At 59.6% G+C, this 15,132-nt stretch carries 17 protein-coding genes and 1 pseudogene; 6 read left to right on the top strand and 12 right to left on the bottom strand.

Annotated elements, in window-relative coordinates; translation table 11 throughout:
* Positions 1 to 122: 122 nt before the first annotated feature.
* The 5 genes from nrdF to ACQUTP_RS14670 form a co-directional block, all read right to left on the bottom strand.
* Positions 123 to 1,085 (bottom strand): class 1b ribonucleoside-diphosphate reductase subunit beta, encoded by a 963-nt coding sequence (gene nrdF, locus ACQUTP_RS14650; protein ID WP_004205704.1) that lies wholly within the window; start codon positions 1,083 to 1,085, stop codon positions 123 to 125.
* Between the two features lie 10 nt (positions 1,086 to 1,095).
* The gene (nrdE, locus tag ACQUTP_RS14655; RefSeq protein WP_017900618.1) at positions 1,096 to 3,237 is read right to left on the bottom strand and encodes a class 1b ribonucleoside-diphosphate reductase subunit alpha; all 2,142 of its coding nucleotides are present in this window, start codon (positions 3,235 to 3,237) and stop codon (positions 1,096 to 1,098) included.
* Complete coding sequence (nrdI, locus tag ACQUTP_RS14660; RefSeq protein WP_285756405.1) at positions 3,210 to 3,620, bottom strand: class Ib ribonucleoside-diphosphate reductase assembly flavoprotein NrdI; 411 nt, start codon at positions 3,618 to 3,620, stop codon at positions 3,210 to 3,212. Before nrdI ends, nrdE begins: the two co-directional genes overlap by 28 nt.
* Positions 3,617 to 3,862, bottom strand: a complete 246-nt coding sequence (gene nrdH, locus ACQUTP_RS14665) for a glutaredoxin-like protein NrdH (RefSeq protein ID WP_004205709.1) — start codon at positions 3,860 to 3,862, stop codon at positions 3,617 to 3,619. Before nrdH ends, nrdI begins: the two co-directional genes overlap by 4 nt.
* Before the next feature lie 183 nt (positions 3,863 to 4,045).
* A complete protein-coding gene (locus ACQUTP_RS14670; protein WP_004205714.1) occupies positions 4,046 to 4,477 on the bottom strand; it encodes a carboxymuconolactone decarboxylase family protein in 432 nt (143 codons plus the stop codon).
* Between the two features lie 88 nt (positions 4,478 to 4,565).
* Here ACQUTP_RS14670 and ACQUTP_RS14675 point away from each other — a divergent pair, with 88 nt between their 5' ends.
* The gene (locus ACQUTP_RS14675; RefSeq protein ID WP_428902401.1) at positions 4,566 to 5,942 is read left to right on the top strand and encodes a PLP-dependent aminotransferase family protein; all 1,377 of its coding nucleotides are present in this window, start codon (positions 4,566 to 4,568) and stop codon (positions 5,940 to 5,942) included.
* Between the two features lie 119 nt (positions 5,943 to 6,061).
* On the opposite strand, the gene ACQUTP_RS14680 is transcribed toward ACQUTP_RS14675, so the two are convergent.
* A complete protein-coding gene (locus ACQUTP_RS14680) occupies positions 6,062 to 6,409 on the bottom strand; it encodes a DUF883 family protein (protein ID WP_004205716.1) in 348 nt (115 codons plus the stop codon).
* Positions 6,410 to 6,558: 149 nt separating this feature from the next.
* Between ACQUTP_RS14680 and ACQUTP_RS14685 the strand changes: the two genes are divergently transcribed.
* The gene (locus ACQUTP_RS14685) at positions 6,559 to 6,921 is read left to right on the top strand and encodes a DUF2002 family protein (RefSeq protein ID WP_002914291.1); all 363 of its coding nucleotides are present in this window, start codon (positions 6,559 to 6,561) and stop codon (positions 6,919 to 6,921) included.
* A gap of 78 nt (positions 6,922 to 6,999) precedes the next feature.
* Here ACQUTP_RS14685 and alaE read toward each other — a convergent pair whose 3' ends face one another.
* Entirely contained in the window at positions 7,000 to 7,449 is a 450-nt protein-coding gene (alaE, locus tag ACQUTP_RS14690; RefSeq protein WP_004205719.1) for an L-alanine exporter AlaE, read from the bottom strand.
* Positions 7,450 to 8,178: 729 nt separating this feature from the next.
* On the opposite strand from alaE, the gene stpA reads away from it, so the two are divergent.
* Positions 8,179 to 8,580 carry a DNA-binding protein StpA gene (stpA, locus tag ACQUTP_RS14695; protein ID WP_004205720.1) on the top strand — a complete coding sequence of 134 codons (402 nt, stop codon included), beginning with the start codon at positions 8,179 to 8,181 and terminating at the stop codon, positions 8,578 to 8,580.
* 77 nt (positions 8,581 to 8,657) lie between these two features.
* Here stpA and ACQUTP_RS14700 read toward each other — a convergent pair whose 3' ends face one another.
* Positions 8,658 to 8,837, bottom strand: coding sequence for a hypothetical protein (locus ACQUTP_RS14700; protein ID WP_004205721.1), 180 nt, complete (start codon positions 8,835 to 8,837; stop codon positions 8,658 to 8,660).
* A gap of 205 nt (positions 8,838 to 9,042) precedes the next feature.
* Here ACQUTP_RS14700 and lpxO point away from each other — a divergent pair, with 205 nt between their 5' ends.
* Complete coding sequence (gene lpxO, locus ACQUTP_RS14705) at positions 9,043 to 9,945, top strand: lipid A hydroxylase LpxO (protein WP_428902402.1); 903 nt, start codon at positions 9,043 to 9,045, stop codon at positions 9,943 to 9,945.
* On the opposite strand, the pseudogene ACQUTP_RS14710 reads toward lpxO, so the two are convergent.
* From ACQUTP_RS14710 to ACQUTP_RS14720, 3 genes and pseudogenes are all read right to left on the bottom strand, one after another.
* Positions 9,926 to 10,472: pseudogene (locus tag ACQUTP_RS14710) on the bottom strand (rhodanese family protein). The gene lpxO and the pseudogene ACQUTP_RS14710 overlap by 20 nt on opposite strands.
* Before the next feature lie 7 nt (positions 10,473 to 10,479).
* Positions 10,480 to 10,779: an ArsR/SmtB family transcription factor gene (locus ACQUTP_RS14715; protein WP_002914277.1), complete on the bottom strand. Its 300-nt coding sequence runs from the start codon at positions 10,777 to 10,779 to the stop codon at positions 10,480 to 10,482.
* A gap of 74 nt (positions 10,780 to 10,853) precedes the next feature.
* Positions 10,854 to 11,459: an FMN-dependent NADH-azoreductase gene (locus ACQUTP_RS14720; RefSeq protein ID WP_004205724.1), complete on the bottom strand. Its 606-nt coding sequence runs from the start codon at positions 11,457 to 11,459 to the stop codon at positions 10,854 to 10,856.
* Between the two features lie 103 nt (positions 11,460 to 11,562).
* Between ACQUTP_RS14720 and ACQUTP_RS14725 the strand changes: the two genes are divergently transcribed.
* Together ACQUTP_RS14725 and ACQUTP_RS14730 are read left to right on the top strand one after the other, a co-directional pair.
* Positions 11,563 to 12,480 carry a LysR family transcriptional regulator gene (locus ACQUTP_RS14725; RefSeq protein ID WP_032456493.1) on the top strand — a complete coding sequence of 306 codons (918 nt, stop codon included), beginning with the start codon at positions 11,563 to 11,565 and terminating at the stop codon, positions 12,478 to 12,480.
* A 59-nt stretch (positions 12,481 to 12,539) separates the two neighbouring features.
* A complete protein-coding gene (locus ACQUTP_RS14730; RefSeq protein ID WP_004205726.1) occupies positions 12,540 to 13,136 on the top strand; it encodes an undecaprenyl-diphosphatase in 597 nt (198 codons plus the stop codon).
* A gap of 2 nt (positions 13,137 to 13,138) precedes the next feature.
* On the opposite strand, the gene ACQUTP_RS14735 is transcribed toward ACQUTP_RS14730, so the two are convergent.
* Positions 13,139 to 14,926, bottom strand: coding sequence for a sigma-54-dependent Fis family transcriptional regulator (locus tag ACQUTP_RS14735; RefSeq protein WP_017900623.1), 1,788 nt, complete (start codon positions 14,924 to 14,926; stop codon positions 13,139 to 13,141).
* Positions 14,927 to 15,132: the final 206 nt, after the last annotated feature.

Consider the following 15,132-nt stretch of genomic DNA (forward strand, 5'->3'; position numbering starts at 1 on the left):
TCTGCTAAATATGACGGGATGATGACGGTTAGGCCATGGAGAGAATATTTGACAGATGAACCCACTTTTCTGCGAAATAGATCACCAGGAATTCGGTCGCGATATTCCTGGTGAAAGTACGGTTAAAAGTCCCAGTCGTCGTCGGCGGTCTCTTCCATTTTTCCTATCACGTAGGAGGAGCCAGAACCGGAGAAAAAGTCGTGGTTTTCATCGGCGTTGGGCGACAGCGCCGCGAGGATCGCTGGATTAACCGCCGCCATCTCCGCCGGGAACAGCGCCTCGTAGCCGAGGTTCATCAGCGCTTTGTTGGCGTTGTAGCACAGGAAAGCGCTAACGTCGTCGAACCAGCCGCTCTCGCCGTACAGTTCCCGGCTGTAGGCCAGCTCGTTGTCGTAAAGATCCATCAGCAGATCGAGGGCGAAATTTTTCAATTCTTCGCGCTTGCCGGGGCTGACGATCTCCAGTCCTTTCTGATATTTGTAGCCGATGTAATAGCCATGCACCGCTTCATCGCGAATGATCAGGCGGATCAGATCCGCGGTGTTGGTCAGTTTTCCCCGGCTGGAGAAGTACATCGGCAGCCAGAAGCCGGAGTAGAAGAGAAAGGATTCGAGGAACACGCTGGCGATTTTTTTCTTCAGCGGCTCGTCGGCCTGATAGTAGCCCAGCATCAGCTGCGCCTTGCGCTGCAGGGGCTCACAGCTTTCGCTCCAGGCGAAGGCGGCATCCACCTCCTTGCTGTGGCACAGCGTGGAAAAGATGGAGCTGTAAGAGCGAGCATGAACCGCTTCCATAAAGCTGATGTTCGACAGCACCGCCTCCTCATGCGGGGTCAGGGCGTCCGCCATCAGCGCCGGCGCGCCGATGGTGTTCTGAATGGTGTCGAGCAGGGTCAGCCCGGTAAAAACGCGAATGGTCAACTGCTGCTCCGCCGCGCTGAGGGTTTGCCAGGCGGGAATGTCGTTCGACAGCGGCACTTTCTCCGGCAGCCAGAAGTTGCTGGTGAGACGGTTCCACACCTCCAGATCTTTATCGTCATCGATGCGGTTCCAGTTGATCGCGCTGACGCGCGTTAAATGGGTCATCCTGATCTCCTTACAGCGCGCAGGACACGCAGCCTTCAATTTCAGTGCCTTCCAGCGCCAGCTGGCGCAGTCGGATGTAGTAGAGCGTCTTAATGCCTTTCTTCCAGGCGTAGATCTGCGCCTTGTTGATATCGCGGGTGGTGGCGGTATCGGGGAAGAACAGGGTCAGCGACAGCCCCTGATCGACGTGGCGCGTCGCCTCGGCGTAGGTGTCGATGATTTTCTGGGGCCCTATCTCGTAGGCATCCTGATAGAGGGCCAGATTGTCGTTATTCATAAACGGCGCGGGGTAGTACACCCGTCCGGTTTTCCCCTCTTTGCGGATCTCAATCTTCGAGACGATCGGGTGAATGCTGGAGGTGGCATGGTTGATGTACGAGATCGAGCCGGTGGGCGGCACCGCCTGCAGATAGCGGTTGTAAATGCCATAGCGCATGACGTCGTCGCGCAGCTGGCGCCAGCTTTCCCGGTCGGGCAGGGAGATGCCGGCGCGGGCGAATAGCGCGCGGACCCGTGCGGTTTTCGGCTGCCACTCCTCATGCAGATATTTGTCGAAGTACTCCCCGCTGGCGTAGCGCGACTGCTCGAAGCCGGCGAAGCGCTGACCGCGCTCGCGAGCCAACAGCATCGAGGTGTGCAGCGCGTGCCAGGTCACGGTGTAAAAGTAGATATTGGTGAAGTCCAGCCCCTCCGGGCTGCCGTAGGCAATGCCTTCCCGCGCCAGGTAACCGTGCAGATTCATCTGCCCCAGGCCGATGGCGTGGGAGGCCGCGTTGCCGGCCGCCACGGAAGGGACCGACTGAATGTGGCTCATGTCGGACACGGCGGTCAGGGCGCGCACCGCGGTGGCGATTGTGCGGCCGAAATCCGGCGAGTCCATGGTATGGGCGATATTCAGCGAGCCGAGGTTGCAGGAGATATCTTCCCCGATATGGGCATAGCTGAGGTCTTCATTATAGGCGGACGGCGTACTGACCTGCAGGATCTCGGAACACAGATTGCTCATGGTGACCCGCCCGGCCACTGGACTGGCGCGGTTCACGGTGTCTTCAAACATGATGTACGGGTAGCCGGATTCAAACTGGATCTCCGCCAGGCGCTGGAACAGGTCGCGGGCGCGGATCCAGCGTTTGCCCACCCGCTCGTCGGCCACCAGCTGCGGATAGAGGTCGCCGATGGCGCAGTCGGCGAAGGGTTTGCCGTACAGCCGTTCGACATCATACGGCGAGAACAGCGCCATCTGCGCGTCTTCTTTCGCCAGCTGGAAAGTGATATCAGGGATCACCACCCCCAGCGACAAGGTTTTGATGCGGATTTTCTCATCGGCATTTTCACGCCGGGTATCAAGGAAGCGCAAAATATCCGGATGGTGCGCGTGCAGCCAGACCGCCCCCGCCCCCTGGCGGGCACCGAGCTGGTTGGCATAGGAGAAGGCATCCTCCAGCATCTTCATCACCGGCACCACGCCGGAGGACTGGTTTTCGATGCGCTTGATCGGCGCCCCGGCCTCGCGCAGGTTAGAGAGTAAAAAGGCCACGCCGCCGCCGCGCTTCGACAGCTGCAGCGCCGAGTTCACCGCCCGGCCGATGGACTCCATATTATCCTCAATGCGCAGCAGGAAGCAGGAGATCAGCTCTCCGCGCTGCTGTTTGCCGGCGTTGAGGAAGGTGGGGGTAGCCGGCTGGAAGCGGCCGCTGAGTATCTCCTCCGTCAGCTGCCGCGCCTGCTGTTCATCGCCCCGGGCCAGCGTCAGGGCCACCATTACGCTGCGTTCGGCGAAATCCTCGAGGTAATGTTTGCCATCAAAGCTCTTCAGCGCGTAGCTGGTGTAGAACTTCCAGGCCCCGAGGAAGGTCTGGAAGCGAAACGCGGCGCGCCGGGCATGGTCGAACAACGCCAACACAAACCCGCGGTCATAGCCGGCCAGCACCTGCGGATCGTAATAGCCCTCGCGGACGAGCCAGCTGAGTTTATCCTCCTGGCTGGCAAAGGCGAGGGTGTTGGGCTGAACCTGGGTCGCCATAAAGGCCTCAACCGCCTGGCGATCTTTCTCAAACGGGATGCGGCCCTCGCTGTCGTATAAGTTCAGCATCGCATTGAGGGCGTGAAAATCCACGGCGGCGGTTATACGTTCTGCGGTTGTCGTTGCCAAAATTCGCTGACTCCTTTGCGTACGTTATCGATATCGTCGGGGGTTCCCATCAGCTCGAAGCGGTAGAGATAGGGCACGGCGCACTTCTGCGCGATGATATCCCCGGCGCGCCCCCAGGCGTCGCCAAAGTTGCGATTGCCGGCGGCAATCACCCCGCGGATCAGTCGACGGTTATGTACGTCGTTTAAAAAGCGGATCGCCTGACGCGGCACGGCGCCGGCGGTGCCGCCGCCGCCATAGCTGGGAACGATGAGAATGTAGGGCTCGTCTACCTGCAGATGTTCACGCTCGTTCAGCGGGATGCGCACCGCCGGCAGCCCCAGGCGCTGCACAAAGCGATGGGTGTTCTCCGAACGGCTGGAGAAGTAGACGATGAGGCTCATGCGCTGGCCGCCGCGACGGAGGGACGCAGGCGATTGATCATATCCGGGCGGAAGCCGCTCCAGCGCAGGTCGCCGGCGATCACCACCGGCAGCTGGCGAAATCCCTGCTCGCGCAGGATGTCGGCGGCATCCGGCTGTTGGTCGACGTTGACCATTTCAAAGGCCAGTCCCCGGCTCTCCATGGCTCGCCGGGTGGCATGGCACTGCACGCAGTCATTTCGAGTGTAAATAATAATGCGCATGATTCGTATTTCCATTTAAGATAACAGCACGGCGCTAAACGTAGCGTCGAACGTTGTGGGCCATTCAATAAGGAAATACTAGATGTGGTTATTTAAAACTTCAACCACTCAATATATAGCGTTTTTAGCAAAGGATTCCCCCTCCGGGATGGCCAGGCGGAGGAGGGGGAAGGTTGCGCGAAACTACAGACGCATGGCGACGGCGAGGCGGTTAAAGGCGTTCATCAGGCTGATAGCGAAGGTGAGATCGCTTATCTGACGCGGGGTAAAATGTTCGCGCAGCGGCAGGTAAACCTCATCTTCCGCATGGCTGGCGGCGATGTCGGTGACCGACTCGGCCCACGCCAGTGCCGCGCGTTCGGCAGGGGTAAAATGGTCGCTCACCCGCCAGCCGGCCAGGGCATCCAGTTTGCTCTGCGCCATGCCGCCCTTGCGCAGCGCCTGGCTGTGCTTCTCAAGGCAGAAGGCGCAGCCGTTGATCTGCGACACGCGTAAATAGACCAGCTCCACCAGGGCGCTGCCCAGTTCGCTTTTCTCCAGCGCGAGGCTGGCCTGCACCAGCCCTTTATAGACTTCCGGGCTTAGTTCACTGAATGGCTGACGTAATTGGCTCATGGTGTTCTCCTCTCTAAGACGGCAGCCAAAATAGCACTATAATGGACTGTAAAAGATAGCCATATTGTGATGAAAAAAGCAGACCATAATGGAAGCCAGCCACCTCCCTCTCTATCAGCGTATTGCCCGCCAGCTGAAATCCGCCATTGAACGGGGCGAACTGGCTCCTGGCAGCCGTCTGCCCGCCAGCCGGGTGTTTGCCCAGGAGCAGGGCGTCTCCCGGGCAACCATCGAAAACGCCTGGGGCGAACTGGTCGCTCAGGGCTGGCTCGAGCGACGCGGGCAGGCGGGAACCTTTGTCAGCGAACGGCTCAGTCCGCGCCAGCTGGCGCCGGTAATGCCAGCGCAACCTGCCGCGCCGGCGGAGCCGTTGCCGTTTCAGATGGGGCTCCCGGCGCTGGATCTCTTTCCGCGCGGGCTGTGGGCGCGGGTGATGGGGCGTCGGCTGCGCACGCAGTCGCGGTTCGATCTGGCGCCCGGCGATCCCGGCGGCGACCCGCTTCTGCGTCAGGCGATCGTCGACTATCTGCGCCTGTCGCGCAGTATCGACTGTCAGCCGGAGCAGGTGCTGATCGCTGGCAACTATGCCACCGCTATGAACCTGATCCTGCGTACTCTGGCACAGCCGGGGCAGCATATGTGGATGGAAGATCCGGGATATCCCTTTATCCGCCCGGTGGTCGAGGCCGGGCAACTGGTGGTGGATGCGATCCCGGTGGACGACGAGGGGATGGATATCGCCTGGGGCCAGCGCCATCATCCGCAGGCGCGGTTTGCCCTGCTCACCCCGGCGCATCAGAGTCCGCTGGGCGTGGCGCTGTCGCTGCCCCGGCGTCGCCAGCTGTTGGCATGGGCCGCGGAGCGTGACGCATGGATCATTGAGGACGATTACGATAGCGAGTTTCGCTATCGCGGCAAACCGTTGCCGCCGCTGAAAAGCCTTGATGCGCCACAGCGGGTCATCTACGCGGGCACCTTCAGCAAGTCGATGTTTCCGGCGCTGCGCACCGCCTGGCTGGTGGTGCCGAGCGCGCTGGCGGCGCGCTTTCAGCAGACCGTGGAGCGCCAGCCCTGTACGGTTCCCACCCTGTGGCAGCAGACGCTGGCGGATTTTATCCAGCAGGGCCATTTCTGGCGTCATCTGAAAAAAATGCGCGCCAGCTACAGCCAGCGCAGGCAGTGGCTGGAGTCGGCTCTGCAGGCGCAGGGCTTTCAGGTTACGCCGCAGCAAGGGGGGATTCAGCTGGTCATGCCGGTTAGCGGCGACGATCGCCTGTTGGCCCAACGGGCGGTGGCGGCCGGGCTGGCGGTACAGGCGTTGAGCGACTGGCGGATGCGCCATGCCGGCGAGGGGGGATTACTGATGAGTTTTACCAATATTCGCTCGCCGGCAATGGCTAGCGCGCTGGCCCGGCGGCTGAGGGAGGCGATCGGCGTCGGCGGCGTCCCCCCCGATGGCGCATAAAAAACCCCTGCGGCCAGAGGCGCGCAGGGGCTGACGCGTATTTGTTATCTTCATTGCTTTCCGTGAAGCAGGCGGGCTTCCGCACGCTTATCGCGCGGCGGCAGCAAACGCTATAGCTATTATCGACGTAAATTGAGCAATACGCCAATAAATACCCCGACGGCGGCGGCGGCGCCCACGCTGTGCCACGGTTTATTGCGCACGTAGGTATCGGCGCAGCCCAGCGCATCACATGCTGCCTGGCGCGCATCCAGCGCCGCCTGCTGCACCCGGTTGTGGCCATTAATGCGGGCGCGGGTCTCTTTTAACAGCGACTGCGCTTTGGCACGCGCCGCTTCCGCTTCCTCTTTCGCGTCACTGCCCCACGATTTCAGCACCTCTTCCAGCGTGTCCGCTAATTGGCTGACATCGTTATGAATATCTTCGGCGTTATCGTCAAAATTGTTGCGGTTCACATGGTTAGCCATCGTTATCTCCCTTAATTCCATCGAGTGAGTAAGTGTAGGACAAGATTTTGAATTATGCTTACTGCTGTGGTTTCTGGAATATTCCGAAAGCACTGCCCTTAATGAATAAGGTAAGGTCAATGTGCGGTAAAAGATAACGAGGAATCAGTATGTATTTAAGACCCGATGAGGTGGCGCGTGTTCTTGAAAAAGCCGGCTTCACCATGGATGTTGTGACGCAAAAAGCGTACGGCTATCGCCGCGGCGATAATTATGTTTATGTGAACCGCGAAGCGCGCATGGGGCGAACAGCGTTAGTTATTCATCCGGCGTTAAAAGAGCGCAGCAATATGCTGGCTGAACCGGCTTCAGATATCAAAACCTGCGACCATTATGAACAGTTTCCGCTGTATTTAGCCGGGGATGCGCAGCAGCATTATGGAATTCCGCACGGATTTAGCTCACGCATGGCGCTTGAGCGTTTTCTGAATGGGCTATTTGGCGAAGCTCAGCCGGCCATGTCGACGAATTAATTCGCTGGATAAAGGCCCGGGCGAAGTCGGCTGGCGGGAGGAAGCGACTGGCAGAGCCAGTCGCTGTTAACGTGTCGGTCAGGCTTTTGCCTGCTGGTAGGGAGCCACGCGGAACAGGCGGCGGCAATAGTCGAGGAAGTAGCCGTAAGCGGCGCCCATCATCATCGATACCGCCAGGTTCGAGCTCACCGCAGCGACAATCTGGTGCCAGTCCGCACCCACGCTCCACAGAATGGCGACATATACCGGCGACTGAAAGGTCACGTAGGCCAGCACGTCGGCCATATTTTTCATCCAGCCGGCCGGAGTGATGCGCCGGGCCTGACGCATGGCGAAATCGCGATAAATCCCGTAAGGAACAGCAATAATAATGTTGACCGGGATCGCCACCAGGCGCGACGATAACGACTGCTCAAACGTCATACCAGAGAGAAAAATTTCGATCATCATGTTGACGACGGTGCAGTAAACCACCATCGCAAAGGTGTCTGCAACCGCATGCCGCAAGCGGGAGTGCGCAGAGAACATCGGAGTGCTCCTCGAAAATGAAGTCAATAACGCCGAAAAATGCGCGTTGGTATAGCGTTTTTGGGCTGCCTGTTTTGATGTGCGTAGAGTATATCTCTGCATTAAAAGTGGCAACTAGCTATAAATTTTTATTTATTGCCTTTTTGTCGATAAAATACTCTGCGACGGTTGGTTTTCTGCCCGTTACGCTACTTTTATTGCTTGTTTTGTTAAATGTGTTTTATTTCATATGGTTATGTGGTTTTTTTGCCGTGATGTTTGACCCACGATTCGGCGTCTGAGCACTCGCCGTGGCGCAAAATCGCGTTAGCCTGTGATGAGTGTCTCGTTTAGATGTTTTTATGCCATTATGCCGGTTTTTGTGGTGGAAAATTCTAAAATTCCGAGTGGCGTTTTATTCTGAATGGCCGAGTAACTATTCATTAGGTTGGGCTGAGAGGGCCTGCGCATCCGCCGACGATAAGAGGATAAGCCGCTGACCATAAAGGTAATATCGCCTGCTGAATATATTTTCCTAACTCATCATACGCCGCTTTTATTTATTCATGGTCTCGTTGGCCCGCGCTGGCGAAAAAGAACCGGGGATTTTCCGATATAGGGCAGGCGGAAGAGATTTACTCTCTGCATAATATATTTATCTGGACAACCGCAGGCTGGAAATAAATAAACGTTTCTATTACACTTGCCGCGTTGTGTCTTTTAATTTGCTATTTGGAATTTTTTAATTTTATGTCTTCAATGTTACACAAACTGAATAATATCCGTTCACTGCGCGCGCTGTCCCGTGAATTCTCCATTGACGTGCTTGAAGAGATGCTGGAAAAGCTCAGGATCGTCACTGAAGAAATACGTACGCAACAGCAGCTGGCGGCACAGCAGCAAGCGGAATATCAGGAAAAAGTGAATACCTGGCTTGAGCTGATGCGCGCCGACGGTATTTCTCCTGACGAGCTGGTGGCCGATATTCAGCCGCCGATGGCGGGCGGTAAAAAGCGGAAACCGCGCCCGGCGAAATATCGTTATACCGATCATACCGGCGCCGAGAAAACCTGGACCGGCCAGGGAAGAATGCCGAAGCCGATTGCCCTGGCGGTCGCCGAGGGGAAATCGCTGGACAGCTTTTTAATTTAAAACCGATTCGGCCAGCGCCACGACGGCGGGGAAGACCCACCGCCCGGCCTGGCCTTATGACCTGCAGCGAGGGAGCTTCAGCAGACGCCGAAGTCTCCCTCTTCCTGATATCGCGTCACCTCGTCTGACTTCAGCGTATAGCGTTCTCCCTGCTCCTGAGCGGCCTGAACCACCACCAGATCCTCGCCCTGCACTTCGATCACTTTCAGTTTTGGCCCGCCCGCACGCGGTTGCACCAGATCGCCGACAGAAAACATCATTCACTCCTCACTGTTAATACTACGTATGAACCTAAACCATAGCTCAACGCCCGTTCACTGAACACCGGGTGTGCTGTTTTTTGTTAAAACAATTTGGAGGTATATGTATTAGAGTTGTTAATGTTTTGCTGGCGCCATACCGCTGCTGAGAAGGGGGGACGGCGAGGGTAGGGTTACCACCAATCAGGTCAGGAAAGACACCATGAAGTATATCATTCTGTTGATCATTGTTATTGCTGTACTGTATGTCCATTACCGCGGACGGGTGCGCTATCGTTTCTGGCGACAGCTCTCCGACCATTCCACATTTACCGCGCCGCTGAATGGATTTATGTATTTATTTTCCCGCGTACCGAATACGCCTTATCTGCGCCCGGAGATGTTTCACGAGCTGGCGATATTGCAGCAGAACTGGCTGGTTATTCGCGAAGAAGGGATCCGCCTCCAGCAACTGGAGCAGATTAAAGCGGCCGATAAATATAACGACGCCGGATTTAACTCATTTTTTAAAACCGGCTGGAAACGCTTTTATCTGAAATGGTATGAGGATGCCCATCCTTCCGCCAGCCAGCTTTGTCCGCAAACTACCGCGCTGCTGCGGGATATCCCGTCGGTAAAAGCGGCTATGTTTGCCACCCTGCCGGACGGCAGCCGTCTGCCGCGCCATCGCGACCCCTACGCCGGTTCCCTGCGCTTTCATCTTGGCCTGGCGACGCCGAACGATGACCGCTGCTTTATCGAGGTGGATGGTCAGCGCTACAGCTGGCGCGACGGGGAAGGCGTGCTGTTTGACGAGACCTATATCCACTATGCAGAAAATACCAGCGGTGAGAATCGACTGATTCTGTTCTGCGATATTGAACGGCCGATGCGCTACCGCTGGGCGCAGAAGGTCAACCACTGGCTGGGGCGCTATCTGATGAGCGCCGCCTCGGCGCCCAACGACGCCAGCGATCGCACCGGCGGAATTAACCGGGCATTTCGCTATATCTACCAGATCCGTATTGTCGGCAAGCAGCTGAAAAAATGGAATAAGACGGTCTATTACATCGTCAAATGGCTGCTTTTCGGCGGCATTGCCTGGCTTATCTGGAGTGCGTTTTAACTCCCCTGGCGCCGGTTCCACGGCATGATCGCCAGCAGGCGCGCCATGCCGCAAAAGCCGGTCACCCCGGCGAAAGTGAGCCCGGCGCCGACCGCGCCGCTGAGCAGGAAAAAGCCGCCGTTCACGGTATAGCCCAGCAGCACCCCCAGAAAAATCAGAACGCCAGCGGCAATTTGCACCTGGCGCATCAGCGGCAGCGGTTGCGATTTATCTTCCTCAACCGGGAGCCCCGCGGCTTTCCACGCCTGAATCCCACCCGCCAGCAGGCTGACCTGCGCCGGCGCGGCGGCGGCGGCCAGACGAATAGCGTTATTCTGCGTCCGGGAGCCGGCCTGGCAGTGGAAGATCACGCGCTCGCCGGCCCGGGCGTTTAGGGTCGCGCCGCCGTTCAGGGTGGCGAGCGGCACCAGCTCGGCATCGGGAATATGTTCGCGCGCGTATTCATCCGCATCGCGGATATCTATCAGTCTCGCGCCCTGGGCAATCTGCGCCCGGGCTTCGGCAGGGGTTAAGGTGGCGATGGTCATAGGCTCCTCACGGGCAATAGAGCGTTTTCAGCGTGTTGATCACCTGCTGTACTGCAGGATGGGTGATGAAATAGTGAATACGCTGAGCGTCGCGTTCGCTGTCGATCAGCCCCTCGTCACGCATCCGCGCGAGATGCTGCGAGGTGGCGGAAGGGCTCAGGCCGGTGGCGCGGGCGAGTTCACCGGCGCTGGCCCGCGGCGCGTCGCACAGCATGCACAGGATCAGCAATCGGTGAGGATTGCTCATCGCTTTCATTAGCGCGGCGGCTTCTCCGGCGCGGGCCTGCAGATCTTCAGGTGTGGTCATGTATTTTAGCTTTTTCTAAATTTAGATAACTCTAAAATAAAAAGACCGCCAGCGCCAGCACATTTTCCCGTGACTCAGGCCGGAACGGCGAGATCGGCTATCTGCGCCCGGGCGCTGGCGATCCCGGCGTCGCGACCGTGCGGGCGGTTATCCAGCCCTTCGGCATAGATAAACTCCACCTCATGGATCCCCATCAGCCCCAGCACCGCGCGCAGATAGGGGGTGACGGCGTCGGTGCTTTCGCCCTGGTGAATACCGCCGCGGCTGCTGACGACCACCGCCCGGACGCCCTCGACCAGCCCCTGCGGCCAGCTGTCGGTGTAGCGAAAGGTTTCCCGCGCCCGCGCCACGAGGTCGAACCATTTCTTCAGATCGGTCGGGACGTTGAGGTTATACATCGGGGCGCCGATCACCAGCAGGTCGCTGGCTTTTAACTCGGCGATAAGCTGGTCGGAGAGCGCAACCGCCGCGCGGATGGCCGGCTGCGGATCCGCCGCCCCGCGCAGGGCGGCGAACAGCGCGCCATCCAGCGTCGGCAGCGCCATGGCGCTGAGATCGTGTTCGCGGATCCGATCGGGGTGACCCGCCGCCTGGCGCGCCGCGAGAAATTCGTTAATCAGCTGATTGGTCAGGGACGTTTCGCCATTAATGCTGGATTTTAATACCAGAACGTTAGCCATGATAAGTGCCTCAGGTAAAGGGTAGAGGCAGAGACTAACACTGTCTTTTTTCTCTCTGGAGTGACATTATTTTCCGCTATTGTATCCCATAAGGAACCAATCTGTGCGCGACGATCTGAACGCGATCCCGGTGTTTGTCACGGTGGTCGAGAGCGGTAACTTTGCCAGCGCGGCGACGATCCTCCACGTCACGCGATCGGCGGTGGGGAAAACCATTGCCCGGCTGGAGGCGCGTCTCGGCGTGGCGCTATTCCAGCGCACCACCCGCAGGCAACTGCTGACGGAAGAGGGAGAGCAATTTTATCACCAGTGTCGGGAGGCGCTGGGTCGCATTCGCGAGGCCGAAGAAGCGCTGCAGCGCGGCAAAGGCGAGGTGCAGGGACGGCTGCGGATTTCGCTGCCGGTGCTGTTTGGCCAGCGCTGCGTGGCGCCGCTGCTGTTCCGCCTGAGTCAGCGCTATCCACTGCTGAAGCTCGAGCTCCACTACAGCGACCGGCAGGTCAATTTGCTGGAAGAGGGGTTTGATCTCGCGGTGCGTATCGGGAGCCTGGCCGATACCGGGTCGCTACGGGCGCGGGCGCTGGGGGAGCATGGCATGGTGCTGTGCGCGGCGGCGGAGTACCTGCGCCGCCAGCCGGCGCCGCAGACCATCGCCGGGCTGAGCGAGCACCGCACCCTCGGCTATCTGCATAACGGTCAGCTGCAAAAATGGCAACTTTACGACCCGCAGCAGGGCGAAGTGCGCTTCACCCCGGAGGCGTGGCTGGTGCAGGATGACTTTGCCGCCATCGCCGCCGCGGCGCAGCAGGGGATGGGCATCGCCTGGCTGCCGGACTGGCTGGTGGCGCAGGCGCTCGCCGACGGGACGCTGCAGCAGGTTCTGGCGCCCAGCGGCCGTGTGCGTTTCGCTATCCACGCGGTGTGGCCGGAAGGGCCGTGGCTGCCGCAAAAAACGCGGGTGGCGATCGATGCCCTGCGGGAAGGACTGCGCCTTGCTAAAAGCACACCGCCCAGCGGTTAAGGGTATCTTAAGGCATCCGGGCGATAATGACAGAAAGATGACGACTGAGAGCTATCGCCATGAACGCCCTGGAAACCCTGAATCAATCTGTTTTTTTCGCGCTTAACGCGCAGCCTGGCGCCGCGGATGGCCTGCTGTCGCTGGCCAGTTTTTGCGCCAATGGCATTGTGTTTATGATGCCGACGATCGCGCTCGGCCTGTGGTTTCTCGGTGGCCGTGAGGGACATCGTCAGGCGCTGTTTATGACCCTGGCCGTGATCATTTCCCTCGGGCTGGGGATGGTGTGCGGGACGCTCTGGTTCCATCCGCGGCCGTTTATGATCCCCCTCGGCCATACCTGGATAAGCCATCCGGCGGATAACAGCTTTCCCAGCGATCACGGTACGGTAATGTTCAGTGCTGCGTTTGCGCTGCTGTCGCTGCGCCTGCGGGCGCTTGGCCTGCTGATGCTGCTGGCCGCGCTGCCGGTGGCCTGGTCGCGGATCTATCTTGGGGTGCATTTTCCGCTGGATATGGTGGGCGCGGCCCTGGTCGCCGTCGGTGGGGTCATCGTGGCGAAGCGAGTCTGGCAGGCGGTCGGCCCACGACTGGTGCTGCTGTGCGAGGCCGTCAGCCGGCGGATGTTCTCCTGGCTGCCGGCGCGCTTTACGCCATAGTCTCAGCGGCGTGGCCGTCCGGCACGGGCGGCGCGACGGTATAACGTGCTGCGGGCGATGCCCAACATCTGCGCCGCCCGGCTGACGTTGCCGTTGACTCTGGCGAGGGTATCGACAATCAACTGCTCGTCATGGGCCTGCAATCCCCCGCGCGGCAGCGGCGCAGGCGCGGTGCGATATGTCTCCGGCAGCGCATCGGGCGTTAATGTGTCGCCCTCATCGGCGAGGGCCAGCATCACCTTCAGGACGCTCTGCAGCTGGCGTACGTTTCCCGGCCACGGCAGCTGGCTGAGGTGGATCAGCAGCGCGGTGGACAGCGTCACCCGGCGCGAAGCGCCGCCCAGGTCGCGCCACAGGGTGGCGATAAAGGTTTCCAGCGCTGGCCACTCGCGCAGCGGAGGCAGCGCCAGGGCATACTCCCGCAGGCGCCACAGTAGATCTTCGCGGAATTCGCCGGCGCTGACCCGCTGGGTCAGGTTGCGGTGCGTGGCGCAGATCAAGGCGAAGTTCACCGGCACGCTGCGGCTGGCGCCCAGCGGGGCAACCTCTTTCTCCTGCAGTACCCGCAGAAGGCGGGTCTGCAGCGCCAGCGGCATATCGCCGATCTCATCAAGAAACAGCACCCCGCCCTCGGCTTCGCGGATTTTGCCGATATAGCCATTTTTACTGGCGCCGGTAAACGCCCCCGGCTGGTAGCCGAAAAGCTCGGACTCGATCAGCGATTCCGGGATGGCGGCGCAGTTAATGGCGACGAATTTACCGCTGCGCCAGCGGCTGTGCTGGTGCAGCGTGCGGCTGACATACTCTTTGCCGCTGCCGGTTTCCCCCTCAATACAGAGCGCGATGCCGGCGTTAAGCAGCCGGAGCAGCTTTTCGCCTTCCCGCGGGCTGGTGAAGGGGAGCTGCATGGCCGGCGGGGCGCTCACCGCCACCCGGCGGCGGGTGGGCTCGCGCAGGCGATAGTGATAGCGACCCTGCGGGGTGGTCAGCGGCAGAGGAACGCTGACCGCCGTTTGCGTCAGCGTCGGAAAAAGCGACGCAAAGGTGAGCTGGCCAAACTGCGCCGCGCTCAGGCCGAACTCGCGCATCGCCAGCCGGTTGCCGGCGGTGAGGACGTTATCGGAAAAGACCAGCAGCAGCTCCTCGACGCTGTCGAGCTTGTCCACCTGCCGGTGCAGGCTCATCAGCCACTGCTCAGGATGCAGGCTCTGCTTCACCCACAGATACTCAATCTGCTTTGCCGCTGCTTTCACCCAGCCAAAGGTATGCTGGTGGGGAAAATCCGCCGGGCCGGAGATATCCAGCACGCCGGCGATACTTCCGTCCGGCCGCTGGAGCGGCATCGCCGCGCAGTACAGATTCTGGTTGCGGGTGAGAAAGTGCTGACGGCCATCGATTTCGCAGCCGTCGTCAATCGCCAGCGCGGTGCCGATGGCGTTGGTCCCACGCCCGCTTTCGCTCCACAGATTGCCGGGCGCCAGCGCCACGCGCTGCGCCTTTTGCATCGCCTGGGTATCGCCGACGGTGTGCAGCACCAGACCGCCGGGGTCGGAGAGGATCACCACCGACTGCAGGTCCGCCACCTGGCGCGACAGGGCTTCCACCACCGGCTGCGCCAACTGCTGCAGGCTGCGGTGGCTGGCGAGTCGATCCGCCAGCTCGCCGGCGTCGAGGCGGGGAAAATCCTCGGTAGCGGGATCCAGACCGTAGCGCTGGCAGCGAGACCATGAATCGCTCAGCAGGGGATTGGCGTTAACCTCTGGTGCGAGAAGAAAGGGATTGCCTGGCACAGAGCACCTCTGGGTCGATGTTGCTGTGTTGCAATATTGTAGCTATTTGGTTTATTTGGTGTTGCGATTTGCAACACATAAGTGGAAACCCGTGCAACAGTGGCTGACCATCTGCCCAGTTAGTGAAGGCAACCTATTAATAAATAAAAAGATTTAAAGTAAATAAAAAACTGGCATAACCCCTGCAAAGTGAGAAGCGTTCGGCG

The organism is Klebsiella sp. 2-CIP_Kleb. (assembly GCF_050378715.1).
Lineage (GTDB): Bacteria > Pseudomonadota > Gammaproteobacteria > Enterobacterales > Enterobacteriaceae > Klebsiella > Klebsiella quasipneumoniae.